The sequence below is a fragment of the Pseudomonas sp. WS 5051 genome (genome assembly GCF_012985715.1).
Lineage (GTDB): Bacteria > Pseudomonadota > Gammaproteobacteria > Pseudomonadales > Pseudomonadaceae > Aquipseudomonas > Aquipseudomonas bubulae.
The window spans coordinates 110,210-134,293 of sequence record NZ_JAAQWV010000010.1 but is presented as its reverse complement, the minus strand read 5'-3'; the positions used below and the strand labels follow the sequence as shown (position 1 = coordinate 134,293).

Annotated in this window: 23 protein-coding genes; 9 read left to right on the top strand and 14 right to left on the bottom strand. The window is 59.2% G+C overall.

All coding sequences use genetic code 11. From position 1 onward, the window contains the following. Positions 1 to 281: 281 nt before the first annotated feature. The gene (locus HBN79_RS17060; RefSeq protein WP_169916921.1) at positions 282 to 659 is read right to left on the bottom strand and encodes a hypothetical protein; all 378 of its coding nucleotides are present in this window, start codon (positions 657 to 659) and stop codon (positions 282 to 284) included. 130 nt (positions 660 to 789) lie between these two features. Between HBN79_RS17060 and ung the strand changes: the two genes are divergently transcribed. Next, positions 790 to 1,482 (top strand): uracil-DNA glycosylase, encoded by a 693-nt coding sequence (ung, locus tag HBN79_RS17055; RefSeq protein ID WP_095001347.1) that lies wholly within the window; start codon positions 790 to 792, stop codon positions 1,480 to 1,482. Between the two features lie 60 nt (positions 1,483 to 1,542). Here the strand turns inward: ung and HBN79_RS17050 are convergent, their stop codons facing one another. The 4 genes from HBN79_RS17050 to HBN79_RS17035 are packed head-to-tail and all read right to left on the bottom strand — an operon-like array spanning position 1,543 to position 5,588. Next, positions 1,543 to 2,586, bottom strand: coding sequence for an AbrB family transcriptional regulator (locus HBN79_RS17050; protein ID WP_153400206.1), 1,044 nt, complete (start codon positions 2,584 to 2,586; stop codon positions 1,543 to 1,545). Next, positions 2,579 to 4,093: a tripartite tricarboxylate transporter permease gene (locus HBN79_RS17045; protein WP_095001349.1), complete on the bottom strand. Its 1,515-nt coding sequence runs from the start codon at positions 4,091 to 4,093 to the stop codon at positions 2,579 to 2,581. Before HBN79_RS17045 ends, HBN79_RS17050 begins: the two co-directional genes overlap by 8 nt. 1 nt (position 4,094) lies before the next feature. Then, positions 4,095 to 4,553 (bottom strand): tripartite tricarboxylate transporter TctB family protein, encoded by a 459-nt coding sequence (locus tag HBN79_RS17040; RefSeq protein WP_095019724.1) that lies wholly within the window; start codon positions 4,551 to 4,553, stop codon positions 4,095 to 4,097. 57 nt (positions 4,554 to 4,610) lie between these two features. Beyond that, positions 4,611 to 5,588, bottom strand: coding sequence for a tripartite tricarboxylate transporter substrate binding protein (locus HBN79_RS17035; protein ID WP_095001351.1), 978 nt, complete (start codon positions 5,586 to 5,588; stop codon positions 4,611 to 4,613). A 424-nt stretch (positions 5,589 to 6,012) separates the two neighbouring features. Between HBN79_RS17035 and HBN79_RS17030 the strand changes: the two genes are divergently transcribed. Continuing rightward, positions 6,013 to 6,684, top strand: coding sequence for a response regulator (locus tag HBN79_RS17030; RefSeq protein ID WP_095001352.1), 672 nt, complete (start codon positions 6,013 to 6,015; stop codon positions 6,682 to 6,684). After that, the gene (locus HBN79_RS17025; RefSeq protein WP_095001353.1) at positions 6,677 to 8,071 is read left to right on the top strand and encodes a sensor histidine kinase; all 1,395 of its coding nucleotides are present in this window, start codon (positions 6,677 to 6,679) and stop codon (positions 8,069 to 8,071) included. The genes HBN79_RS17030 and HBN79_RS17025 overlap by 8 nt, the downstream gene beginning before the upstream one ends. Positions 8,072 to 8,224: 153 nt before the next feature. Here the strand turns inward: HBN79_RS17025 and HBN79_RS17020 are convergent, their stop codons facing one another. Both HBN79_RS17020 and HBN79_RS17015 read right to left on the bottom strand, forming a co-directional pair. After that, positions 8,225 to 9,028, bottom strand: a complete 804-nt coding sequence (locus HBN79_RS17020) for an HDOD domain-containing protein (protein WP_095001354.1) — start codon at positions 9,026 to 9,028, stop codon at positions 8,225 to 8,227. 32 nt (positions 9,029 to 9,060) lie between these two features. Beyond that, positions 9,061 to 10,005, bottom strand: a complete 945-nt coding sequence (locus HBN79_RS17015) for a folate-binding protein YgfZ (protein ID WP_095001355.1) — start codon at positions 10,003 to 10,005, stop codon at positions 9,061 to 9,063. Between the two features lie 148 nt (positions 10,006 to 10,153). Between HBN79_RS17015 and HBN79_RS17010 the strand changes: the two genes are divergently transcribed. Then, a complete protein-coding gene (locus HBN79_RS17010) occupies positions 10,154 to 10,408 on the top strand; it encodes a succinate dehydrogenase assembly factor 2 (protein ID WP_048363403.1) in 255 nt (84 codons plus the stop codon). Continuing rightward, positions 10,392 to 10,844, top strand: coding sequence for a protein YgfX (locus HBN79_RS17005; RefSeq protein WP_169916920.1), 453 nt, complete (start codon positions 10,392 to 10,394; stop codon positions 10,842 to 10,844). The genes HBN79_RS17010 and HBN79_RS17005 overlap by 17 nt, the downstream gene beginning before the upstream one ends. Here HBN79_RS17005 and nadB read toward each other — a convergent pair. Continuing rightward, a complete protein-coding gene (gene nadB / locus HBN79_RS17000; protein WP_095024516.1) occupies positions 10,813 to 12,429 on the bottom strand; it encodes an L-aspartate oxidase in 1,617 nt (538 codons plus the stop codon). The genes HBN79_RS17005 and nadB overlap by 32 nt on opposite strands. Before the next feature lie 524 nt (positions 12,430 to 12,953). Between nadB and rpoE the strand changes: the two genes are divergently transcribed. From rpoE to HBN79_RS16980, 4 genes are all read left to right on the top strand, one after another. Next, positions 12,954 to 13,535 (top strand): RNA polymerase sigma factor RpoE, encoded by a 582-nt coding sequence (gene rpoE / locus HBN79_RS16995; RefSeq protein ID WP_016782046.1) that lies wholly within the window; start codon positions 12,954 to 12,956, stop codon positions 13,533 to 13,535. A gap of 31 nt (positions 13,536 to 13,566) precedes the next feature. Then, positions 13,567 to 14,157, top strand: a complete 591-nt coding sequence (locus HBN79_RS16990) for an RseA family anti-sigma factor (RefSeq protein ID WP_095019735.1) — start codon at positions 13,567 to 13,569, stop codon at positions 14,155 to 14,157. An 8-nt stretch (positions 14,158 to 14,165) separates the two neighbouring features. After that, positions 14,166 to 15,128, top strand: coding sequence for a MucB/RseB C-terminal domain-containing protein (locus HBN79_RS16985; protein ID WP_095027214.1), 963 nt, complete (start codon positions 14,166 to 14,168; stop codon positions 15,126 to 15,128). Positions 15,129 to 15,307: 179 nt separating this feature from the next. Continuing rightward, the gene (locus HBN79_RS16980) at positions 15,308 to 16,735 is read left to right on the top strand and encodes a DegQ family serine endoprotease (RefSeq protein ID WP_095019737.1); all 1,428 of its coding nucleotides are present in this window, start codon (positions 15,308 to 15,310) and stop codon (positions 16,733 to 16,735) included. A gap of 141 nt (positions 16,736 to 16,876) precedes the next feature. Here the strand turns inward: HBN79_RS16980 and HBN79_RS16975 are convergent, their stop codons facing one another. The 6 genes from HBN79_RS16975 to gcvH form a co-directional block, all read right to left on the bottom strand. Beyond that, positions 16,877 to 17,365, bottom strand: a complete 489-nt coding sequence (locus HBN79_RS16975; protein WP_095019738.1) for an RDD family protein — start codon at positions 17,363 to 17,365, stop codon at positions 16,877 to 16,879. 93 nt (positions 17,366 to 17,458) lie between these two features. Then, the gene (locus HBN79_RS16970) at positions 17,459 to 17,671 is read right to left on the bottom strand and encodes a cold-shock protein (protein WP_016782052.1); all 213 of its coding nucleotides are present in this window, start codon (positions 17,669 to 17,671) and stop codon (positions 17,459 to 17,461) included. 380 nt (positions 17,672 to 18,051) lie between these two features. Continuing rightward, complete coding sequence (gcvT, locus tag HBN79_RS16965; protein WP_095001369.1) at positions 18,052 to 19,176, bottom strand: glycine cleavage system aminomethyltransferase GcvT; 1,125 nt, start codon at positions 19,174 to 19,176, stop codon at positions 18,052 to 18,054. A gap of 17 nt (positions 19,177 to 19,193) precedes the next feature. Beyond that, positions 19,194 to 20,570 (bottom strand): L-serine ammonia-lyase, encoded by a 1,377-nt coding sequence (locus HBN79_RS16960; RefSeq protein WP_095001370.1) that lies wholly within the window; start codon positions 20,568 to 20,570, stop codon positions 19,194 to 19,196. A 154-nt stretch (positions 20,571 to 20,724) separates the two neighbouring features. Next, positions 20,725 to 23,583, bottom strand: coding sequence for an aminomethyl-transferring glycine dehydrogenase (gcvP, locus tag HBN79_RS16955; RefSeq protein WP_095019741.1), 2,859 nt, complete (start codon positions 23,581 to 23,583; stop codon positions 20,725 to 20,727). A 10-nt stretch (positions 23,584 to 23,593) separates the two neighbouring features. After that, positions 23,594 to 23,977 carry a glycine cleavage system protein GcvH gene (gcvH, locus tag HBN79_RS16950; RefSeq protein WP_095001372.1) on the bottom strand — a complete coding sequence of 128 codons (384 nt, stop codon included), beginning with the start codon at positions 23,975 to 23,977 and terminating at the stop codon, positions 23,594 to 23,596. Positions 23,978 to 24,084: the final 107 nt, after the last annotated feature.

The window sequence follows — 24,084 nt, the reverse complement described above, 5'->3', positions numbered from 1 at the left end:
TATCCAGCTGATGCGGCCAGGCAGGGAGTCTGGCTGACTACTCTGCATGGCTGTGGGGTGTGAATTCGAGAGTGTTTGGTTGGTTTCTTAGATATTGAATGAAGTGTGCGCGGTTTTTTATATCTTCCGATGGGGCGGGAGCACTGTCTTTGGTTTGAGAGGTTTTTATGTATATTCGCGTTATAACTGTTGTTTTAATAAGTGCATTCTTGTCTGCTTGTATAAATTATCCTGTGTATCCCAGGCACCATCAGCGAGCCGACGTGCGTTCCGCCCCACTGTTAAATCAGGGCGTAAATAGCCCTGTGGTCAGGCAAAAAGTTAAGGCGCCGCTTATTCGGCGCGAACAGCTGAATCAGCAAAGGATCAATAGCCCTGTGCTGGTGCGAGAGGTTCAGGCGCCGCTGATTCAGCGCGAACAGCTGAATCAGCAAGGGGTCAATAGTCCTGTGCTTGTGCGAGAGGTTCAGGCGCCGCTGATTCAGCGCGAACAGCTGAATCAGCAAGGGATCAATAGTCCTGTGCTTGTGCGAGAGGTTCAGGCGCCGCTGATTCAGCGCGAACAGCTGAATCATCAAGGGATTAATAGCCCTGTGCTTGTGCAAGAGGTTCAGGCACCCCTCATTCAGTATTAAAGGTTCAGCAAGATCAGCGTTCACGGTCGAACCGGCAATGACCCCGGCACAAGCACCTGACCCGCTTGCATGGCGCCGGACGCGACGGATGGGGATGTTGACAACAGGGACGGGGTTTTCTAGTGTCCGCCCCATTGTTTCTCAGGACTTACCCATGACCCCGGATGACCGTATAAAACTTGAACCTGTCTGGAAACAGGCATTGCGTGAGGAGTTCGATAAACCTTACATGGCCGAGCTGCGCGAGTTCCTGCGCCAGGAACATGCGGCCGGAAAAGAGATTTACCCACCGGGTCCGCTTATTTTCAATGCCCTTAACCTGACGCCGCTGGACAAGATCAAGGTGGTCATTCTTGGTCAGGACCCTTATCACGGCCCCGGTCAGGCCCATGGTTTGTGTTTTTCAGTACAGCCCGGTATCCCGACACCGCCGTCGCTGGTCAATATCTATAAAGAGCTCAAGCGTGACCTGAATATTGATATCGCCCCTCACGGCTGCTTGCAACACTGGGCAGAGCAGGGCGTTTTGCTGCTCAATACCACGATGACGGTGGAGCGCGCCAATGCCGCCTCCCATGCCAAGAAGGGCTGGGAGCATTTTACTGACCGGATTATCCAGGTGGTCAGCGAGCAGCAACCCAAGCTGGTGTTCCTGCTGTGGGGCGCCCATGCCCAGAGCAAGCAAAAACTGATCGATGCGACCAAACACCTGGTGCTGACGTCGGTGCATCCATCGCCGCTATCGGCGTATCGGGGCTTTATAGGCAACGGCCACTTCAGCCGAACCAACAAGTTCCTTGAGCAAAACGGCCTGGCTGCGATCGACTGGAAACTGCCACCGGTTTAAGTCATGACTCAGCGGTACAAGGCACACTCAGCGCAATAGCCGGTGTGCCAGCACTTGTTGTCAGGAAGGGTTGGCTTCATCCTGGCGAGCCCAATAGCGGAACAGGGGTTCAGCCAAAAACAGCACGAAGATCAGGCGCATCACCTGCAACGCGGTAACCAAGGGCACTGACAGTTGCAATGTTTCTGCGGTGAGGCTCATTTCTGCAATGCCGCCCGGCATCATCCCCAGGGTCATCGAGCGCAGATCGAGTTGGGTGAGGGCGCTCAAGCCCAGTGCACACAGGCTGGCTATCAACATGGTCAGGGCTGTGCCCAGCAGGGTTTTGCCGATAAAAGACGGCGCCCGCCGAAAGAATGCCCGATTGAAATGACAGCCCAGCCCGCTGCCAATCAGCCACTGCCCCATCTGACTGCTGCCGTCTGGCAGGCCTATATGCAAATCCCATGAAATACTCACGCTGGCACTGACCAGCAGCGGCCCGAACAGCCACGGGTTTGGCTGGCGCAGGCGTTGCCAGATCCAGGCCAGCAAGGCACCTGCCGGAAACAGCACCGCGAGCCAGTAAGGGTTAATGGCAGCAGGATGCATGGCGGGTGTGCCTTCGCCCAACAAATACTTGAAGGCTGCCGGAACGCACAGCACAACGGTCAGTACGCGCAGGCTCTGCCCAGCAGCGACGCGGCTCAATACGGCGCCATTGCGTGCGCCGAGGTTGACCATCTCCCCCGAACCGCCGGGCATGCTGGAGAAGAACGCAGTGGCGCGATCCTCACCGCTGCGGCGCATCAGCCATACACCGATCACACTCGACACACTGGTGAGCAGGGCGCCCGCCAGGATCAGCCAGAAATGCGCCAGCACCTGCTCCATCACCACAGGTGTGAAATGCAGGCCGATACCGATGCCCACAATCCACTGCCCGCATTTACGCCCGCCGGGAATCTCGGCCAGTTGCCAGGGTGTCAGGCAACGCACCAGGATGATCGCCAGCAGAGAGCCGACCATCCACGGTAACGGCCAGCCGATCTGGCTGGCGAGGTAGCCGCCAGCCAGGCCGACCAGCGGCGTGCCCCACCAGTGCTTGAGTCCTGAATCAGGCATTGGCCAGAGCGCGACGTTGAGCGCTGCGTTTGCGCCAGATACGAATGACAGGCAGCAACAACATGATTGTCGTCAGTACCCAGACACCCAGGGTGATCGGGCTCGCCCACAGGATATCCAGCGCACCGTTGGATATCGACAGTGCGCGACGCAGGTTCTGCTCCATCAGCCCGCCCAGAATAAACCCCAGCAATACCGGAGACAGCGGGAAGTCGAGCTTGCGCAGGATATAGCCGAAGATGCCGATACCGATCATCAGGAACAGATCGAAGGTGGTCGCGTGCACGGCGTATACACCAATGGCCGTGATGATGGCGATTGCGGGCACCAGCGCCCAGTTAGGCACCGACAGAATCCGGGTGAAGATACGGATCATCGGGATGTTGAGGATCACCAGCATGACGTTGGCGATAAACAATGACGCGATCAGACCCCAGACGATATCCGGCTGCTGCTGAAACAACAGCGGGCCGGGGGTGATGTTGTACAGCGAGAGGGCGCCGATCATCACTGCCGTGGTGCCCGAACCCGGCACGCCCAGGGTCAGCATGGGTACCAGCGCCCCACAAGCGGAAGCACCGATTGCGGTTTCGGGGGCCGCCAGACCGCGCATGTCACCCTCGCCGAATTTGCCGGAAGTACCCGCCAGGCGTTTTTCCGTCATATAGGACACGGCGCTGGCCAGTGTGGCACCTGCACCCGGCAGGACGCCCATGATAAAACCGAGCAGCCCGCAACGGATATTCACCGCGAATACCGCAGACGCTTCCTTGAAATTGAACATCATGCGCCCGGTGGCCTTAACCGCTTCCTGGCCGCGATGGGTTTTTTCCAGCAGCAACAGGATTTCGCTGATGGAGAACAAACCCAGTACCAGCACGACAAATTGAATGCCGTCAGTCAGGTGGATGTTGTCGCCGGTGAAGCGGTATACGCCACTGTTGGCGTCAATCCCCACGCAGGCCAGAAACAGGCCGATAAGCGCAGCGATAAAGGTTTTGAGCGGACGGTCCCCGGCCATGCCGCCGAGGCAGACAATGGCAAACACCATCAGCACGAAATACTCCGCCGGGCCGAAGGCTATCGCCCACTTGGCCAGTAGCGGAGCAAACAGCACCATGCCGCAGGTGGCGATAAAGGCGCCAATAAATGAGCTCCAGGCCGACAGCGACAACGCCACGCCAGCCAGGCCTTTACGCGCCATCGGGTAGCCGTCGAGGGTGGTCATCACGGTCGAAGCTTCGCCAGGGATGTTCAGCAGGATCGAGCTGATACGCCCGCCGTATTCACAGCCCAGATACACCGCCGCCAGCAGGATCAGCGCCGATTCCGGTGGCAGGCCCAAGGCAAATGCGATGGGGATCAGCAGGGCGACCCCGTTGATTGGGCCAAGCCCCGGCAGCAGGCCGACCACGGTGCCGATCAAGGTGCCGCACAGGGCTGTGACCAGATTGTACGGGCTGAGCGCGACGCCGAAGCCCTGGCCCAAATAGCCGAAAGTATCCATATCAGTCCTCCAGAACGTCGAGCAGGCCAAGCGGCAGCGGAACGTCCATGGCTTTATCAAAGAGTAAATAAAGGCCAACGCTCACCAAGCTGATGATCACGCTGCTGGGCAGCCAGCGACCGCCATACAGACGCGCCAGCGGGATGCCGACCAGGATGCTGCTGAGGATAAAACCGAGAGGTTCGAAGGTGCCGGCGAAGATCAGCAACAGCACGATACACAGGCCGATCTTGGTCAGGGTTTCACGATCCAGTTTGGGGTCATCTTCGCTGTGCACCACGGGGGAGGGGCGAAAGATCATGTAGGTCAGCCCCAGTCCCATTAATGCCAGCATCAGCAAAGGGAAAGCGCGAGGACCAACGGGTTCGTAGGAAAAGGCTGCCTGATAAGGCCAGGCCATCGCCGCCAAACCGGCGCAGACAAGCAGCAGGGCCGAAGCAAATACGCGTTGTGCAAGCATGGTTTACTCCTGGGCTGTGCCCCTGGGTGCAGGGGCACAGCCAGTGGTCGGCGGCGGTTACTGGATCAGGCCGAATTCCTGGGCCAGGACTTTGTAGTCAGCCACCTGCTTTTTCACATAGGTGTCCAGCTCCGGGCCGGTCATGGCGAAGGGGAACAGTTCGCGCTGATCACGCAATGTGGCGAAGTCTTCGGACGCCAGCAGCTTGTCAAAAGCCTCTTTCCACCAGGCGTACTCTGCATCGCTGACTTTTGGCCCCAGGTAGAAGCCGCGTACGACAGGCCAGACAATGTCGTAGCCCTGTTCCTTGGCCGTCGGGATGTCCTTCATCTCCGGCTCATCGAGGCGCTCGTTGGCGAATACGGCGAGCAGGCGCATATCACCGCTCTGGATATGGGGCATGGAGTCGGAAATATCCGTACTGCCTACCTGAATATGGCCGCCCAGCAGCGCGGTAGCGATTTCACCGCCACCCTCCAGGGCCACATAACGCAGGTCACGGGGGTTGATCCCGGCGGCCTTGGCGATCAGGGCGGTCTGCATCCAGTCCTGGCTGCCCACGGTGCCGCCTGAGCCAATGACCACTTTGCTCGGGTCTTTTTTCAGGGCCTGGACCAGATCATCAAGATTTTTGTAGGGCGAGTCCTTCTTCACCGCAATGGCCCCGTAGCTGGTGCCGACCGCTGCCAGCCAGCGCACGGCGCTTTCATCGAAGCGGCCGAACTTGCCCTGGGCCAGGTTAAGCAATGAGCCACTGGACCAGGCTACCAGGGTGCCGGCATCGGCCGGGCGCTGGGCGACCACGGCGTTATAGGCAACAGCCCCCACGCCACCCGGCATGTAGGTCACACGCATGGGTTTGCTCAGCAGCTTCTCGTTGACCAGTGCGCTTTGCGCCAGTTTGCAGGTCAGGTCAAAGCCACCGCCAGGGGACGCCGGGGCAATGCATTCGGGGCGTTTGGGTTCAGCCAGCAGTTGGCCAGTGAAGAGCATGCAGCCGGCCGCAATAGCCAGAGTGCGCAGGGGCAGTTTCATAGTGTCTCCTCAGGAATTTTTGTTTTTATAGAGCAGTTTTTGATTGTGCAAATTCATCGCTGCAGAGCCGATCCTCGGCCGTAGTGAGGGCAGTGTGCAGGCAGCACAAAGCGGCTCGCAGGCGCAGAGGCGCATGGGGCTAGTACGGAAAAAATATAGAGATGGCGGGCTTTTGGCTGATAAGTCAGCATGCAGGTGCTCCATTATTGTTCTTATTGGCGAAAACGCTTCGAGGCGTTTTTCGGGCCGTTATGCAGCGCATGACGGCGACAGGCATTACTGTCAGTCTCGCGATGCTAACCGGCCAACCTTTCGCTAACCTTTCAAAACAGATTCACTGTTTTTGCGCTTCACAGCACTCCTGCCGTCTGTACACTCCGCGCACAAAAGGCTGCGGCCAGGACAAAAAATCGAGGTAAAACCGATGCGTGTGCTTTTGGTCGAGGATCAGCTACAGCTGGCCGAGAGTGTTGCCCAAGCCCTGAAAGGCACAGGCCTGACCGTGGATGTATTGCATGATGGCGTAGCCGCCGACCTGGCCTTGAGCAGTGAAGAGTATGCCGTGGCAATTCTGGATGTAGGCTTGCCGCGCATGGATGGTTTTGAAGTGCTGGCGCGTTTGCGAGGCCGTGGCAAAACCTTGCCGGTGTTGATGTTGACTGCGCGCAGTGACGTCAAGGACCGGGTTCACGGGCTTAACCTGGGGGCCGATGATTACCTGGCCAAGCCATTTGAGCTGACGGAGCTGGAAGCCCGGGTCAAGGCGCTGCTGCGGCGCAGTGTGCTGGGTGGTGAGCGGCTGCAGCAATGCGGCGCCCTGGTGTACGACCTCGGAACCCGGCGCTTCACCCTTGGTGATGAGCTGCTGGTGCTGACCTCCCGCGAGCAGGCGGTACTGGAAGCGCTGATAGCGCGCCCTGGCAGGGTCATGAGCAAGGAGCAACTGGCCGCTCAGGTGTTTGGCCTGGATGAGGAGGCAAGCCCGGACGCCATCGAGATTTACATTCACCGACTGCGTAAAAAACTCGACGGCCAGGCAGTGGCGATCGTGACGTTCAGGGGCCTGGGGTATTTGCTGGAAGGCCGCGATGTTTAAGCTCGACAGCTTGCGCTGGAGCCTGTTGTGGCACCTTACGCTGTTGCTGGTTGTGTTGATGCTGGCGAGCAGCTTGAGCGCTTACTTCAACGGTCGCGAGGCCGCCGATACGGCGTATGACCGAACCCTGCTGGCATCGGCACGAACCATTGCCGCCGGGCTCTCGCAGCGTGATGGCAGCCTGAGTGCGGATGTGCCCTACGTTGCCCTTGATACCTTTGCCTACGACAGCGCCGGGCGAATCTACTACCAGGTCAATGATATTCATCAGAAGCTGATTTCCGGTTATGAAAATCTGCCCGCGCCGCCAGCTGGCACGCCGCGGACCGATGATTATCCGGCGTTGGCGCGTTTTTATGATGGCACTTATCTCGGCCAGAACGTGCGCGTTGTGAGTTTGCTCAAGGCTGTGAGCGAACCCAGCATGAACGGCATGGCGGAAATTCGTGTGGCCGAGACCGACGAAGCACGGGTGGCCATGGCCCGTAGCTTGATGGCGGACACCTTGCTGCGCCTGGGCATGCTGGGGTTGGGGGCATTACTGGTGGTGTGGTTTGCCGTAAGCGCCGCACTGCGCCCGCTGGAGCGTTTGCGCAGCGCCGTGGAGGAGCGCGAGATGGATGATCTGCGACCCTTGCCGCTGGTGTCGGTGCAGCGAGAACTACGGCCATTGGTGCAGGCACTCAATCATTTTACCGAGCGTTTGCGTGGGCAGTTCGCTCGTCAGGCGCAGTTTATTGCTGACGCTGCCCATGAGTTGCGCACACCTCTGGCAGTCCTCAAGGCCCAGCTTGAATTGGGCTTGCGTGCAAAGGAACCGCAGACCTTGCGCCATACCCTTGAGCAAGCGGCCCAGGGTACGGACCGGTTGACCCATTTGGCCAATCAGTTGCTGTCGCTGGCGCGCATCGAAAACGGCGCCCGGGCTATTGCCGAAGGCGGTGCGCAGTTGCTCGACCTGAGTCAGTTGGCCCGCGAGCTGGGCATGGCCATGGCGCCGCTGGCCCATGCCCGCGGGTTTGCCCTGGCGCTTGAGGCCGACCAGCCGGTCTGGCTGTACGGTGAGCCTACGTTGCTGCATGAACTGCTGAGCAATCTGGTGGACAACGCCATGGCTCACACACCGGTGGGTGGCAATGTGATTTTGCGCGTGACAGCGCCTGCCGTGCTGGAAGTCGAAGATGATGGTCCGGGCATTCCCCATGAAGATCGCGAACGGGTATTTGAACGCTTCTATCGACGTAATCAGCAGGTGGCCGGGTCGGGGCTGGGGCTGGCGATTGTGGGTGAAATCTGTCGCGCCCACCTTGCCCATATCAGTTTGCATGATGGCGTGCAGGGCGGGTTGAAAGTGCGGGTGAGTTTTGTGCCGGCCAATGGGCGCTAGTCCTGTGACATGGATGGATAAATACCCTGGCCAGTCGACCCGGCGTCAAATCCCCTGTGGGAGCGGGCTTGCCCGCGATTGAATCGATTCGGTGTAACTGACAGACCGCGTCGTCTGCATCGCGAGCAAGCCCGCTCCCACAGATTCAGAGGTTCAGATAAGCATCCAGCGCGCTTCGTGCAGTTGCTCCTGAAACTTCAGGTCATCAGCTTGCACCTTCAACTTCTTGAGCGCGGGCAGGGCGACCAGTGCTTCCATGTCTTGCCCCATAAACACGGTAGCGATTTGCACCAGATCGATGTAGTCGATGGCTTTGGTTTGCCGGGAAAAGTCCTGATACTGCCCGGGAATCTTTAGCAGCATTTCCGGAAACTCCCAGCCTGCCAGCAGCTTGTCACCAATCAGCGGGTGAATGCTGTCGATGACGTGGTTAAGCGAAACCGGATCGGAAAGCAGTTCGTTGTGCTCTTCGGCGTAGGTCAGGATGGGCAAGACGCCGATCTGGTGCACCAGGCCGCCCAGTGCCGCCTGGTCAGGCTTGAGCAAGGTATGACGGCGGCACAGGGTGTAGCAGATGCCGGCCACTTCCAGGCTCTGGCGCCATACATCGCGCATTTTCTGCTCGACCACCTCGGAGCGGGCATGGAAAATCTGCTCCATCACCAGCCCGATCGCCAGATTGCTGCTGTAGTTAACACCCAGGCGGGTGATGGCCGTGTGCAGGTCAGTCACCTCACGGGTGGCACGCAACATCGGGCTGTTGACCACTTTGATCAGTCGGGCTGACAGCGCGGTGTCACGACCTATGACCTTGCTCAAGTTACTGACGCTGATTTCAGGGTTTTCCGCGGCCTTGCGAATGTTTAACGCTACTTCCGGTAGTGTGGGTAGAACCAGGTCATCTCTATCAATGGCCTTAAGCAAGTCCATTTGGACTCTGTGCGCCAGCATGCTCATTTCTCTAGGTACTGCATTTCAATGTGTGGCAATCAACGCTGGATTTCGCGATCGCGGTCCAGTTGATACGGCAGCTCAAGCAGTGAAAGGCCAGGGCCTTGCAGGTCACCCAAGTGAATATCTCCGGCTTGCGCAGCATCGCTGGTCAGCACGGCTAGCAGCTCAACACCGTTTTCGGCGTTAGCGGCCAGTACCACTTCGCCCACGGAACTGGCGTGGGACGGGGTAAACAGCGGCGTGCCGGGGGCGGGCGCAGCATGCCCCGCCTCAAGGGACAGGCGGTAGAGGTGGCGTTTGAGTTTGCCCAGGTATTGCATGCGGGCAACGATTTCCTGGCCGGTGTAGCAGCCTTTTTTGAAGCTGACACCGCCTACGGCCTGCAGGTTGATCATTTGCGGAATGAACAACTCACGGGTTTGGGCCATGACCTGGCCAATGCCGGCGCGAACCTGGCCCAGCAGCCATTGGTTGAGGTCGGCCTCGGGCAGCTGTGCCTTGAGGTGCTGAACGAGGCTTTCAGTCTGTTCGACAGGGGCCCAGAGTTCCGCGCGGCCTTCAGAAGCGCGAATGGCGATCAGGTCGCTGGCGCGGGCAACGCTGTCAGTTTCAGCTGGCAGGTCCAGGCCCAGGCTTTGCAGCACCGAGTCGGCATTTACCAGGCCAAAGCGTACCCAGTTGGCACTGTCATCGGTCAGTTTGGACTTGGAGAACACCGCGTACTTTTTCAGGTCCGCCAACTGCGGTTCAACCAGTTCGCGCGCCATTGCCAGCAGGCAGCCGTTGTCTTGCAGCACGATGCGAAAGCTCGACTGCATACGGCCTTTTTGCGTGCAGCGGGCGCCAAGGCTTGAGCGGGTTTCACTCAAATAGTTGAGGTTGCAGGTCAGCTGCCCTTGCAGAAACTTGCTGGCGTCGTTGCCGATCACAGCAAGGATGCCTTCGTGGTTCAGGGTGCAAAAAAAAGCAGAGTCGGCCATGGGTCATCGCAGTTGAATAAGTCTGGAATACATCATAGAGGTGCGCCCTGCAAATGGGTAGTTCGCAAAGGATGGACGGGGCCGACCAAAGCCGACTGTTCTATGACGGATCGGCCTGTATACTTGCGTTCTATTTGAGGAGCGCTCCATGGTCGAAGATGTTGAACTCAATCGTCTCTACTGGCACAGCCGCCGCGGCATGCTTGAACTTGACGTGTTGCTGGTGCCTTTCGTCAAGGAGGTGTACGCCACCCTTAATGACGTAGACCGCGAATGCTATCGCAAGCTGCTGGAGTGCGAAGACCAGGACATGTTTGGCTGGTTTATGGAGCGCAGCGAGTCCGAGGACCCTGAGCTGCAGCGCATGGTCCGGATGATTCTGGACCGTGTCCAGCCCAAGTAATTATTTTGAATGCCGCTGGCATGCCTCGGGGCAATTGCTGGCGGCGTATCTTGCAGCCCAGTCGCTGGCGCTGATATCTATTTGCCTTCTTTCAATCCCTGCCTGGGCACACCTGCTCGGCGCATTGCTGTGTCTGGCTCACGGGGCCTGGGTGTCGCCAAGGCATATCCGCCTGACCCATGGCAGTGCCATTACCCGGTTGCGTCATGATGTTGATGGCTGGCAGTTGTGGAGTCGTGACCAAGGCTGGCAGGCCGTGCAACTGCGCCGTGACAGCCTGGCGCTACCCCTGGTGGTAGTGGTGCGCTTTCGCTTGCCGGGTGAGCGGCGGGTGCGTGCGGTGTGCATTCCTGCCGCCGCGCTGGCACCGGATCAGCACCGGCGCCTGCGCGTGCGACTGAAGTTCAGTCGGCGTAGGTGGCTGGCACCAGAATAGTGTCCAGCGCTTCGGGCAGCATGTGCGGGTAGTCGAGGGTGTAGTGCAGGCCGCGCGACTCCTTGCGGGTCATGGCACTGCGGATCATCAACTCGGCCACCTGCGCCAGGTTGCGCAACTCGATCAGGTCACGGCTGACCTTGTAGTTGCTGTAGAACTCGTCAATTTCATCCAGCAGCAGGCGCACCCGGTGCTGGGCCCGCTGCAGGCGCTTGTTGGTGCGCACGATGCCCACGTAGTCCCACATAAAGCGCCGTAGCTCATCCCAGTTGTGGGCGATGATTACGTCTTCATCGGAGTCGGTCACCTGGCTGGCATCCCAACTCGGCAGTGCGACGGGGGCGGCGATTTCGGGCGACTGGGCAAGGATGTCTGCCGCTGCCGACTTGGCGTACACAAAGCACTCGAGCAGCGAGTTGCTGGCCATGCGGTTGGCACCATGCAGGCCGGTGAAGCTGGTTTCGCCGATGGCGTACAGGCCCGGCACATCGGTGTGGCCATGTTCGTCGACCATCACGCCGCCGCAGGTGTAATGCGCCGCAGGTACTACCGGGATGGCCTGTTGAGTGATGTCGATACCAAATGCCAGGCAGCGCTCATATACAGTCGGGAAGTGGGCCTTGATAAAGCTATCGGGCTCATGGCTGATATCCAGGTACACACAATCGATGCCCAGACGCTTCATTTCATGGTCGATGGCCCGGGCGACGATGTCCCGCGGGGCCAGTTCGCCCCGCGGGTCGAAGCGATGCATGAAACGCTCGCCGTTGGGCAGCTTGAGGTGCGCGCCTTCGCCCCGCAGGGCTTCAGTGATTAAAAAGCTCTTGGCTTGCGGGTGATACAGGCAGGTGGGGTGGAACTGGTTGAACTCCAGGTTGGCCACCCGGCAACCCGAGCGCCAGGCCATGGCAATGCCATCACCGCAGGCACCGTCCGGGTTGCTGGTATAGAGGTACACCTTGGCTGCGCCACCGGTTGCCAGAATGGTGAAGCGCGAGCCAAAGGTGTCGACTTCACCCGTGGCACGATCCAGCACATAGGCACCGAGGCAGCGATCACCTTCCAGGCCCAGGCGGCGTTCGGTAATCAGATCGACGGCAACGCGCTGTTCGAGCAGTTCGATATTGGGGCGCTGGCGGGCCTGTTCGAGCAATGTCTTGAAAATCGCCGCGCCGGTGGCGTCGGCCGCATGGATGATGCGCCGGTGGCTGTGCCCGCCTTCTCGGGTGAGGTGGAACTCAAAGCCCTGTTGCTCGGGGTCGATGCTGTCATCGCGGGTGAAGGGTACGCCCTGATCGATCAGCCACTGGATGGCTTCGCGGCTGTGCTCGACGGTAAAGCGTACCGCGTCTTCGTGGCACAGCCCGCCACCGGCATTGAGGGTGTCTTCGACGTGGGACTGCACCGTGTCGGTGTCATCCAGGACAGCGGCGACGCCGCCCTGGGCCCAGAACGTCGAACCATTGGCCAGATCGCCTTTGCTCAGCACTGCAATACGCATATGGCTGGGTAACGTGAGCGCAAGGCTCAAGCCGGCAGCGCCGCTGCCAATCACCAGCACATCATGTTGAAAATGTTGGCTCATTCTTCTCACATCCGCAAAAAAACGCCCTCTGGTATCTCTAGTATATAGAGGGGGGGATCGGCACAATGGCCGGGCCTTTATGGCATTGTGAAATTACAGCGGGCGCAAAGTGTGCCTCAGACACGAAGGGTCTGCATGTTGATTTGCACAATTAATCTGCATGCTGGGGCAGTGCTCTGGAATGGCGCGGGTTCTGATACGCTTCCAAGGTACTGCAGGGCTTGTTTTATACGAAGTTTTTGAACTTTTCGTATAGCCAGGGGTTCCATAGTGGGCTGCCCTTGATGCAGGGGAACGGCGTCCAGATTGATGCGGGGTTTGTTTTTTCGACTCGACAGCTGAATTTGACGACAAGATTATTGACGCAGCCGGCCAGGCCCGAGCTGCGTTTTCGTGTGTGCCAAATCCGGGCACGCAGGAAACTTGCCAGGGGGGAGAGAACTTTTGCGAAAAGCCCGAGTCTATGTTTGCAAGCCTGATCAATTAGCACAGCAATCTTCCTCCCGGTCTTATGAGGAGTATTCATGCTAGCCCAGGAAGAGGATCAGCAGCTGGTCGAGCGCGTACAGCGTGGCGACAAGCGCGCGTTCGATCTGCTGGTGTTGAAGTATCAACACAAAATTCTCGGGTTGATCGTGCGTTTCGTGCACGACACCCATGAAGCCCAGGACGTTGCCCAGGAGGCCTTTATCAAGGCGTACCGGGCACTTGGTAATTTTCGCGGCGACAGTGCCTTTTACACATGGCTATATCGCATCGCCATTAACACGGCGAAAAACTATCTGGTGTCACGCGGTCGACGTCCGCCTGACAGCGATGTGAGTTCGGAAGATGCCGAGTTTTATGATGGTGATCACGGTCTCAAGGACCTCGAATCGCCGGAGCGCGCTTTGCTCCGAGACGAGATCGAAGGCACCGTTCATCGCACTATTCAGCTACTGCCAGAAGATTTGCGTACGGCTTTAACTTTACGTGAATTTGATGGTCTGAGTTACGAGGACATTGCGAGCGTCATGCAATGCCCGGTGGGTACCGTGCGCTCCCGGATTTTCCGCGCCCGGGAAGCCATAGATAAAGCCCTGCAGCCGTTGTTGCAGGAAAACTGAGACAGCGGCGACAGCCAAGAGAGGAACCGCCATGAGTCGTGAAGCCCTGCAGGAATCGCTGTCCGCAGTGATGGATAACGAAGCGGACGAACTGGAACTACGTCGGGTATTGAATGCCTTCGACGACACACAAACCCGTGACACCTGGTCCCGTTATCAGGTGGCCCGTGCTGTGATGCACAAGGACCTGTTGATTCCGCGCCTGGACATCGCATCTGCCGTTTCGGCCGCGCTGGCTGAAGAGCAAACCCCGGCCAAGGTTGTCCGCGGGCCGTGGCGCAGCATTGGTCGCCTGGCCGTAGCCGCGTCGGTTACCGTCGCTGTTCTGGCGGGTGTGCGGCTGTACAACCAGGATGACATCGTTGGCAACCAGCTCGCCCAGCAGAACCCTGCGCAGAGCCTGAGTGCACCGATGGCCAAAGGTCCGGCAGTACTGGCCAACTACAGCGAGAGTGCCGATCAGGCCACCGGCCCGATGGCCAACGGTGTCCTGCAAGGTCAGCCGGGCTGGCAAGATCAGCGTTTGCCTGGCTACCTGCGCCAGCACGCAGAGCAAGCAGCGCTGAAAGGGGCTGAAAGCCCTCTGCCTTATGCTCGTGCTGCGAGCCTCGAAAACCGTTAAGGACCATCATGCGCGTCCTACCTTTGCTACCTCTTCTGCTCAGTGGCTGGTTTGCAGTACCGGCCCACGCCGATGAAGCCCAGGACTGGTTAAAACGTCTTGGGCAGGCCGAGCAACAGCATAGCTATCAGGGTACTTTCGTTTACGAGCGTAACGGTAGTTTTTCTACCCACAGCATCTGGCACCGCGTGCAGGATGGCAAGGTTCGTGAGCGGTTGATGCAGCTTGATGGCACTGCGCAAGAGGTGATCCGCTCGGATGGGCGCACTGAATGTGTCACTGGCAAACAGGCCTCCGGGTTGGGCGATGTCACGGCTGTCGCGGCGCGTCAATTCGATGTCCAGAAGTTCAATGACTTGTATGCCGTGGCAATCGAGGGCAACTCCAGGGTCGCCGGTCGCCCGGTAGTGGTCATATCGTTTGCTCCGCGTGATCAGCATCGCTACGGTTTTGAGCTGTATCTGGATCGTGAAACCGGTTTGCCTCTGAAGTCCTTGTTGCTCAATGACAAGGGGCAGTTGCTTGAGCGCTACCAGTTTACGACCTTTGCCACCACGCCTCCTGATGACAGCCAGCTCACGCCTGCGGGGCAGTGCCGTGCTGTTGCCCCTGCCGACAAAGGGGCCGGGCAGGTCAATTCGGTTCAGGCCTGGCACTCTGACTGGCTGCCCTCCGGTTTTGAGCAGGTCAGCAGTACGGTGCGCCGTGATCCGCGGACCAAATCCGAAGTCACCAGCCTTCTGTATGACGATGGCCTTGCCCGTTTTTCGGTGTTTATCGAGCCGGTCAAGGGCGCTGCTGTTCCAGATGCCCGCGTCCAGCTCGGGCCCACAGCTGCGGTCACGCGCCACCTGAGCACGCCTCAGGGAGACATGATGGCCACGGTGGTGGGTGAAATTCCCATGGGCACTGCTGAACGAATTGCCCTGTCGATGCGTGTCGGTGAAAACGATGCTCAGGCTAAACCATAGGGTTGCATCGACATGGCGGGTGACAATTTTCGATTTGCCATTTTTATCTCTTTTTATAAAGGTCAGAGCCCCAAAGGGCTTTGGCCTTGTTTGTTTTCCGGGGTCTGAAAAACGGTCTATGCTTTTGACTTGTTTTTAGGTGCCTGTCGCTTAACTCTGCTGTTATTAACGGGAGCTGTATGTCGATGCCGCGATTGAAATCTTATCTACCCATTTTTGCAGCCGTGCTGATGCTCGGGCAGGCAGTGCCGGTGATGGCTGAAGCGCAGTTGCCTGATTTCACCCAACTGGTTGAACAGGCTTCGCCAGCCGTAGTGAATATCAGTACCACGCAAAAGCTGCCTGAGCGTCGGGTTTCCAGCATGGGCCAAATGCCCGACCTGGAAGGCCTGCCGCCTGGCCTGCGCGACTTTTTTGAGCGCAGCCTGCCACCTGCACCCGGTGGCAAAGGCGGGCGTCAGCGCGAGGCCCAGTCCCTGGGCTCGGGCTTTATCATCTCGCCCGATGGCTACATCCTGACCAACAACCACGTGGTTGCAGATGCCGATGAAATCATTGTGCGCCTGTCCGATCGCAGTGAAATGAAAGCCAAGCTGGTGGGCACTGACCCGCGCTCTGACGTGGCCTTGCTGAAAATCGATGGCAAGAACCTGCCGGTGCTCAAACTGGGCAAGTCCCAGGACCTCAAGGCCGGCCAGTGGGTGGTTGCGATCGGTTCGCCATTTGGTTTCGACCACACCGTGACCCAGGGCATCATCAGCGCCATGGGCCGCAGCCTGCCGAATGAAAGCTATGTGCCATTTATCCAGACTGACGTGCCGATCAACCCGGGCAACTCGGGTGGTCCGCTGTTCAACCTGGCGGGCGAAGTCGTGGGCATCAACTCGCAAATCTATACCCGTTCGGGCGGTTTCATGGGCGTGTCCTTTGCAATCCCGATCGATGTGGCGATGGACGTTGCCAATCAGCTCAAGGCTGGCGGCAAAGTCAGCCGTGGCTGGTTGGGCGTGGTGATCCAGGAGGTCAACAAGGACCTGGCCGAGTCTTTCGGTCTGGAAAAACCTGCCGGTGCACTGGTGGCGCAGGTACTGGATGACGGCCCGGCTGCCAAAGGCGGTCTGCAAGTGGGCGACGTGATTCTGAGCATGAATGGTCAGCCGATCGTCATGTCGGCAGATTTGCCGCACCTGGTTGGCGCACTCAAGGCCGGCAGCAAGGCCAACCTTGAAGTTATTCGTAACGGCAAGCGCCAGAATCTGGAGCTGACCGTGGGCGCTATCCCTGATGATGCAAAAGACATCGCTTCGGGTGGCGGCGCTGAACAAAGCAGCAACCGCCTGGGCGTGTCCGTAGCGGACTTGAGTGAAGAGCAGAAGAAAGCCAACGACATCAAGGGCGGTGTGATCATTACTGACGTTCAGGACGGTCCTGCGGCCTTGATCGGCCTGCAGCCTGGCGACGTGATTACGCACTTGAACAATCAGGCCATCACCAATGGCAAGGAGTTCACCGAGATCGCCAAGGCATTGCCGAAGAACCGTTCGGTGTCGATGCGGGTTCTGCGTCAGGGGCGTGCCAGCTTTATCACGTTCAAGCTGGCGGAGTAAGCCGCACAGCCGTGAGGGAGAGGGCTTGCTTGCGATAGCATCGGCGCGGTTCAACGGCGAAACCGCGTTGCCTTCATCGAGAGCAAGCCCGCTCCCACAAGGGCAATAAAAAAGCCCGTATCGCGAGATACGGGCTTTTTTTTATTTCTTCTGCTTGGGGACGCGTACCAACTGCGTATTGGAATACATGTCATGCCAGGTGCGTTTTTGCTTGTCGAAGATCGACCAGACAAACCCCAGCCCCAGGCACAACCACGAGCCTATGGACACGATAAAACGCAGAAGGGCCTGCCACAGGCTGATTGCCGTGCCGTCGGCGTTCTGTACGCGAACTCCCCAGACCTGCATGCCCAGGGTTTGCCCGGAGTGGGTCCAGAACTTGGCAAAGAAACCGAACAGGACGAAAAACAGGAGGGTCGACAGCAGCGGGTCACCATCCAGGGCGCCTGCTTCTGACAGTTCGCGCATTTTGGCTTCGCCGATAAAGCCCATCATGATCAGCTTGTAGATAAAGGTCGTGACGATCAGCAGGGCGGTACACAGCAGAAAGTCGTAGAACATGGCTGCCAGGCGGCGCCCCAGGCCAACGGCGGGAAAGTCGCCTTGAGGGCTAAGCGGTTGTTTCGACATGGCAGGGTCTCGTGAAGGAAAACAGCCATCTTACGGAATAACGGCCATAAAAAAGCCTCTGATGTCACCATCAGAGGCTTTTGTGCACGAGATTTAAGCTTCTGCTTGAACTTCGTCAGCCTGCAGGCCTTTTTGGCCCTGTACCGAGATGAAGGTCACTTTCTGGCCTTCCTTCAGGCTTTTGAAGCCGTTGCCCTGGATGGCACGGAAGTGCACAAACAGGTCCGGGCCGCTTTCAGGGGTGATGAAACCAAACCCCTTCTCGTCGTTGAACCACTTGACCGTACCGCTCTGACGTTGAGACATTTCTTAATTCCTTGACGCTAACAATTAATGACAGCCTCTTTCACATGAAAGAGTACTGGTGCTGGGTTGCAGGAAAGTAAGAGACGCAGAACGGGATGTAGCAAGCATTGAGCTACTGCCCAGGTCACGATTCCAGCGACCCATGCAAACACAGTGGGCAAACTCTACGAAACTGTAATTGAAAAAACAAGCCCCTTTAAATACGCCGCAGGGCCGCTGTTTTTAATACTCTAAACGCAGAGTCAAAGAGCGGATCGTTATAGAGGTGTTCAATTATTTTCGTGTAATAAAGACTGTTTTCGCTATCGAAAGTTTGCACTGTTATGTAGCAGTTGCATGACACGTACGCACCGTGAACATGCAACTGTATAACTTACTGTTTAACCCCTGTAATAACGTTGCGCTACAAACGGCATTTTCGACACTTTCATCGGCACGCGCTTGCCCCGCACGATGGCCCAGACTTCAGTGTCCACAGGTGTGAATGCGATATCCAGATAACCCATTGCCAAGGGTGCGCCCAACGTTGGCCCAAAGCCGCCGCTGCATACGGTGCCGATCTCGGTGCCGTCGGCATCGACGATTTGTGCGCCTTCACGCACCGGGGTACGTTCCTGGGGCAGCAAGCCCACTCGTTTACGCGCTACGCCGTTTTGCTGCTGGGCAAAGATGCTCTCGGCACCCGGGAAACCACCGGCCCGCGGGCCGTCAGCGCGACGGGCCTTGGAGATGGCCCAGAGCAGGCTGGCTTCGATAGGCGTCGTGGTGTCGTTCATGTCGTGGCCGTACAGGCACAGGCCCGCTTCCAGGCGCAGCGAATCCCGTGCGCCCAGGCCGATGGCCTGAACCTCTGGCTCGGCCAGCAGGCGGCGGGCCAGTGCTTCGGCGTGCTCGGCCGGCACTGAAATCTCAAAACCGTCTTCGCCGGTATAACCCGAGCGGCTGACGTAGCAATCCGCGCCCAGTAAGGTCACCGGGGCAAATTGCATAAAGGTCATGTTCGCCACTTGCGGTGCCAGGCGTTGCAGTACGCTGACTGCAGCCGGGCCTTGCAGGGCAAGCAGGGCGCGCTCTTCAAACAGCGGCTGGATCTGGCAGTGGGCGCTCAAATGCTTGCGCAGGTGGGCCAGGTCCTGATCCTTGCAGGCGGCGTTGACCACCAGGAACAGCTCGTCATTGCCCAGGTTGGCGACCATCAGGTCATCGAGGATGCCGCCCTGTTCGTTGGTGAACATGGCATAGCGCTGCATACCCACCGGCAGGTCGATGATATCCACCGGTACCAGTGCTTCCAGGGCCTTGGCCGCGTCAGCACCGGTCAGACGGATCTGGCCCATGTGCGATACATCGAATAACCCGGCCTGTTCACGGGTGTGCTGGTGCTCTTTCATCACCCCTAGCGGGTACTGCACGGGCATGTCGTAGCCGGCAAACGGCACCATGCGGGCGCCGAGTTCAAGGTGCAGTGCATGCAGCGGGGTTTTAAGCAGTTGTTCGGTGGACATTCGAGACTCCTTGAAAATCAGCACTCAATAATGTTGACGGCGAGACCGCCGCGGGCGGTCTCCTTGTATTTGCTTTTCATGTCGGCGCCGGTCTGGCGCATGGTGCGGATCACCTTGTCGAGCGAGACAAAGTGCTGACCATCACCTCGCAGGGCCATGCGCACTGCGTTGATGGCCTTGACCGAGCCCATCGCGTTCCGTTCGATGCACGGCACTTGCACCAGCCCGCCAATCGGATCGCAGGTCAGGCCGAGGTTGTGCTCCATGCCGATCTCGGCGGCGTTCTCGACTTGTTGCACGCTGCCGCCCAGCACTTCACACAACGCGCCGGCCGCCATTGAACAGGCCACGCCGACTTCACCCTGGCAGCCGACTTCGGCCCCCGAAATCGAAGCGTTTTCCTTGTACAGAATGCCGATGGCGGCGGCAGTGAGCAGAAAACGCACCACGCCGTCTTCATTGGCGCCGCCGATAAAGCGCATGTAGTAATGCAAAACGGCCGGGATAATTCCCGCCGCACCGTTGGTAGGCGCTGTGACCACGCGCCCGCCGTTGGCGTTTTCTTCATTGACGGCCAGGGCGTACAGGTTCACCCAGTCCAGTACTGACAAGGCATCGCGCAGCGCGGCTTCCGGGTTGGCACAGAGCTGACGGTGCAAGGCCGGGGCACGGCGCTTGACCTTCAAACCGCCGGGTAAAATCCCTTCATTGCGACAGCCGGCACTTACGCAGTCCTGCATGACCTGCCAGATTTTCAACAGGCCGCTGCGGGTCTCGGCTTCCGGGCGCCAGGCGCTTTCATTGGCCATCATCACTTCACTGATCGACAGGTGATGGGTTACGCATTGGCGCAACAGGTCTTTGGCGGTTTTGAAGGGGTATTGCAGCACAGTACTGTCTTCGACAATTCGGTCGGCACCTGCCGCGCCTTCGTCCACCACAAAACCACCGCCGATCGAGTAATACTCGCGGCTGCGGATCTGAATGCCGGCGGCATCCAGTGCCCGAAAAATCATGCCGTTGGGGTGATAGGGCAGGGGTTTGCGAATCATCGCCAGGTGTGATTTTTCGATGAATTCGATGGGGTGTTCACCCAGCAGGTTCAGGCGCCCGCTGCTGCGAATCGCGGCCAGTCGTTCGGCCACGGTTTCGGTGTTGACGGTATCCGGATGTTCACCTTCCAGCCCCAGCAGCACGGCTTTGTCGCTGCCGTGGCCTTTGCCGGTGGCGCCGAGGGAACCGTAGAGTTCAACTTTTACGCAGGCTGTTTGTTGCAACAGCTCATCACGGCGCAGACCTTCGACAAAACGCGCAGCAGCACGCATGGGGCCGACGGTATGGGAACTGGAGGGGCCGATGCCAATCTTGAACAGGTCGAACACGCTTAACGACATGGGGTTCTCCGGTTTCTTATTGTGTGGGTAGGCAAATCATCTGTAGCCGCTGCCGCAGGCTGCGATAAAGCCCGCAGGGCCTTCGCCGTTGTGCCCGAAAGCGGGGCCGCCTCGCAGCCCATCGCAGCCTTCGGCAGCGGCTACAGTTTTTGACTTATGCCTCCTGATAGTTCTCGATCGACGGGCACGCACACACCAGGTTGCGGTCGCCAAATACGTTGTCGACACGACCGACCGGTGGCCAGTACTTGCCTTCGATCAAGGACGCAACCGGGTACACCGCCTGTTCGCGGCTGTAGGGGTGAGTCCATTCGCCGACCATTTCAGCGGCGGTGTGCGGGGCGTTTTTCAGCGGGTTGTCTTCCTTGTCCAGACCACCGCTCTCGACTTCGCGGATTTCTTCGCGGATGCAGATCATCGCGTCACAGAAGCGATCCAGCTCTTCCTTGGACTCGCTTTCGGTCGGTTCGATCATCAACGTGCCGGCCACCGGGAACGACATGGTCGGGGCGTGGAAGCCAAAATCGATCAGGCGCTTGGCCACGTCATCGACGCTGATACCGCTGGTTTCCTTGAGCGGGCGCAGGTCGAGGATGCATTCGTGGGCGACCAGGCCGTTGCTGCCCGAGTACAGCACCGGGTAGTGCTCTTCGAGACGGCGGGCGATGTAGTTGGCGTTGAGGATGGCCAGTTGCGATGCACGCTTGAGGCCTTCACCGCCCATCATGCGGATGTACATCCAGGTGATCGGCAGGATGCTGGCGCTGCCAAACGGCGCCGCGCAGACCGCGCCTTCCTTGCGTTCCATGGCCGCGTGACCCGGCAGGAACGGCGTCAGGTGCGATTTGACGCCAATCGGGCCTACACCCGGGCCGCCACCGCCGTGAGGGATGCAGAAGGTTTTGTGCAGGTTGAGGTGGGACACGTCGCCGCCGAACTTGCCCGGAGCGCACAGGCCCACCATCGCGTTCATGTTGGCGCCGTCGATGTACACCTGGCCGCCGTTGTCATGAATGATGCCGCAGATTTCGCGGATGCCTTCTTCGAACACGCCGTGGGTGGAGGGGTAGGTGATCATCAGCGCGGCGAGGTGGTCGCGGTGCTCGATGGCCTTGGCACGCAGGTCTTCGATATCAACGTTGCCGCGGGCGTCACAGGCGGTGACCACCACGCGCATGCCGGCCATGTTGGCGGTGGCCGGGTTGGTGCCGTGGGCCGAGGACGGGATCAGGCAGATATCGCGGCGCTCGTCGCCACGGCTCTGGTGGTAGGCACGAATGGCCAGCAAGCCGGCGTATTCGCCCTGGGAACCGGCGTTTGGTTGAAGGGAAATAGCATCGTAGCCGGTAGCCGCGCAGAGCATGGCTTCCAGTTCGGTGGTCAATTGCTGGTAGCCCAGGCTTTGTTCGGCAGGTGCAAACGGGTGCAGGTTGCCGAACTCGGCCCAGGTAACCGGGATCATTTCGCTGGCGGCGTTGAGCTTCATGGTGCACGAGCCCAGCGGGATCATGGTGCGGTCCAGCGCCAGGTCCTTGTCGGCCAGGCGACGCAGGTAGCGCATCAGCTCGGTTTCAGAGTGGTAGCGGTTGAACACCGGGTGGCTGAGGATCGGCGACTGGCGCAGCAGGGCGGCGGGCAGGGTGCCCGTTACGCTGGTGGCCAGTGCGTCGAAGTCAGGCAGGGCCTGGCCGTCTGTGGCGAGCAATGCCCACAGTGCAGTGACGTCGGACTGGCTGCTGGTTTCATCCAGCGACAGGCCCAGGCGCTGGTCGTCGATCACGCGCAGATTGATGTTCTGCGCATGGGCCTTGGCGTGCAGCGCGGCGGTGTGGGTGCCGGTGTTGAGGGTCAGGGTGTCGAAGAACTGTTCCTGCTCGACCTTCAGCCCCAGATCGCTGAGGCCACGGGCCAGGATCGCGGTCAACTGGTGAGTGCGTTGGGCGATTTGCGTCAGGCCTTTAGGGCCGTGGTAAACGGCATACATGCTGGCGATGTTGGCCAGCAGCACCTGAGCGGTACAGATGTTGCTCGTGGCCTTCTCGCGGCGGATATGCTGCTCGCGGGTTTGCATGGCCAGGCGCAGCGCCGGTTTACCGTGACGGTCAACCGAAACACCGACCAAGCGGCCCGGCATGTCGCGTTTGAACGCATCGCGGGTGGCGAAGTAGGCCGCGTGCGGGCCGCCGAAGCCCAGTGGTACGCCAAAGCGCTGGGCGCTGCCGATGGCGACGTCCGCGCCGAACTCGCCCGGCGGGGTCAGCAGGGTCAGCGCCAGCAGGTCGGCGGCAACAGCCACCAGGGCGTTGGCGGCGTGGAAACGCTCGACCAGTTCGCGATAGTCGAATACATCGCCGTTGCTGGCCGGGTATTGCAGCAACGCGCCGAAGAAGGCTGTCACGTCAGTCAGTTCGCGCTCGTCGGCCACAAACACTTCAATGCCCAGCGGCTCGGCACGGGTGCGCAGCACGTCGAGGGTTTGCGGGTGGCAGTGGCTGGAGGCGAAAAAGCGGTGGCTGGTTTTGTTCTTGCTCAGGCGTTTGCAGAAGGTCATGGCTTCTGCAGCAGCGGTGGCTTCGTCGAGCAGCGAAGCGTTGGCAATCGGCAGGCCGCTAAGGTCGCTGATCAGGGTCTGGAAGTTGAGCAGCGCTTCGAGACGGCCCTGGGAAATTTCTGGCTGGTACGGTGTGTAGGCGGTGTACCAGGCCGGGTTTTCCAGCAGGTTGCGCAGGATTGGCGAAGGCGTGTGGCAGTTGTAATAGCCTTGGCCGATATAGGTTTTGCATAGCTGGTTTTTGGTTGCGATGGCCTTGATAGAGGCCAGGGCGTCGGCTTCACTTTGCCCGGCCGGCAAGTTGAGCACGCTGGTGCCCTTGATGCTTTCCGGGATCACGCTGGCGCTGAGACCTTCAAGGGAATCAAAGCCCAGGGTGGCGAGCATGGCCTGTTCATCGGCCTGACGCGGGCCGATATGGCGCGCGATAAATTCATTGGCGGTGCTGAGATTGATGGTCATGGCTGGGCTCTCAGTTGTCGTCTTGGGCTTTGATCAGGCGGTCATAGGCGTCCTGATCGAGCAGTTGGCCAACAGCGTTGGCGTCGGCGGGCTTGAAGCGGAAGAACCAGCCTTCGCCCAGCGGGTCTTCGTTGACCAGTTCCGGGCTGCTGTCGAGCGCCGGGTTGACTGCGATCACTTCGCCGTCCAGGGGCATATACACGCCGCTGGCCGCCTTGACCGACTCGACAGTCGCGGCTTCGGCGCCCTTGTCGTAGGCCTGCAGCTCGGGCAATTGCACAAACACCACGTCACCCAGAGCGTTTTGCGCAAACGCGGTAATCCCCACGGTTACGCTGCCGTCAGCTTCGGCGCGCAGCCATTCGTGGTCTTCAGTAAAACGCAATTCGCTCATGGAAACTCCTCAAGGCCAGACAGGTCTGGTGGTCACAGGTAAATGCTCGTGCAGGTCGAGCTTATGAGGAGTTCTCTGCAAGATGGTTGCCAGTTTGAAAATATCCT

Excerpts from the sequence above, each read along its gene's own strand:
- gcvT (WP_095001369.1), bottom strand. The coding sequence starts at position 19,176 with ATGTCCACCGAACAACTGCTTAAAACCCCGCTGCATGCACTGCACCTT.
- HBN79_RS17010 (WP_048363403.1), top strand. The coding sequence starts at position 10,154 with ATGGTCGAAGATGTTGAACTCAATCGTCTCTACTGGCACAGCCGCCGC.
- HBN79_RS17020 (WP_095001354.1), bottom strand. The coding sequence starts at position 9,028 with ATGAGCATGCTGGCGCACAGAGTCCAAATGGACTTGCTTAAGGCCATT.
- HBN79_RS17050 (WP_153400206.1), bottom strand. The coding sequence starts at position 2,586 with ATGCCTGATTCAGGACTCAAGCACTGGTGGGGCACGCCGCTGGTCGGC.
- HBN79_RS16960 (WP_095001370.1), bottom strand. The coding sequence starts at position 20,570 with ATGTCGTTAAGCGTGTTCGACCTGTTCAAGATTGGCATCGGCCCCTCC.
- HBN79_RS17035 (WP_095001351.1), bottom strand. The coding sequence starts at position 5,588 with ATGAAACTGCCCCTGCGCACTCTGGCTATTGCGGCCGGCTGCATGCTC.
- HBN79_RS16975 (WP_095019738.1), bottom strand. The coding sequence starts at position 17,365 with ATGTCGAAACAACCGCTTAGCCCTCAAGGCGACTTTCCCGCCGTTGGC.
- gcvH (WP_095001372.1), bottom strand. The coding sequence starts at position 23,977 with ATGAGCGAATTGCGTTTTACTGAAGACCACGAATGGCTGCGCGCCGAA.
- rpoE (WP_016782046.1), top strand. The coding sequence starts at position 12,954 with ATGCTAGCCCAGGAAGAGGATCAGCAGCTGGTCGAGCGCGTACAGCGT.
- HBN79_RS17040 (WP_095019724.1), bottom strand. The coding sequence starts at position 4,553 with ATGCTTGCACAACGCGTATTTGCTTCGGCCCTGCTGCTTGTCTGCGCC.
- HBN79_RS16990 (WP_095019735.1), top strand. The coding sequence starts at position 13,567 with ATGAGTCGTGAAGCCCTGCAGGAATCGCTGTCCGCAGTGATGGATAAC.
- ung (WP_095001347.1), top strand. The coding sequence starts at position 790 with ATGACCCCGGATGACCGTATAAAACTTGAACCTGTCTGGAAACAGGCA.
- HBN79_RS16980 (WP_095019737.1), top strand. The coding sequence starts at position 15,308 with ATGTCGATGCCGCGATTGAAATCTTATCTACCCATTTTTGCAGCCGTG.
- HBN79_RS16970 (WP_016782052.1), bottom strand. The coding sequence starts at position 17,671 with ATGTCTCAACGTCAGAGCGGTACGGTCAAGTGGTTCAACGACGAGAAG.
- HBN79_RS16985 (WP_095027214.1), top strand. The coding sequence starts at position 14,166 with ATGCGCGTCCTACCTTTGCTACCTCTTCTGCTCAGTGGCTGGTTTGCA.
- HBN79_RS17045 (WP_095001349.1), bottom strand. The coding sequence starts at position 4,093 with ATGGATACTTTCGGCTATTTGGGCCAGGGCTTCGGCGTCGCGCTCAGC.
- HBN79_RS17015 (WP_095001355.1), bottom strand. The coding sequence starts at position 10,005 with ATGGCCGACTCTGCTTTTTTTTGCACCCTGAACCACGAAGGCATCCTT.
- gcvP (WP_095019741.1), bottom strand. The coding sequence starts at position 23,583 with ATGACCATCAATCTCAGCACCGCCAATGAATTTATCGCGCGCCATATC.
- HBN79_RS17025 (WP_095001353.1), top strand. The coding sequence starts at position 6,677 with ATGTTTAAGCTCGACAGCTTGCGCTGGAGCCTGTTGTGGCACCTTACG.
- HBN79_RS17030 (WP_095001352.1), top strand. The coding sequence starts at position 6,013 with ATGCGTGTGCTTTTGGTCGAGGATCAGCTACAGCTGGCCGAGAGTGTT.
- nadB (WP_095024516.1), bottom strand. The coding sequence starts at position 12,429 with ATGAGCCAACATTTTCAACATGATGTGCTGGTGATTGGCAGCGGCGCT.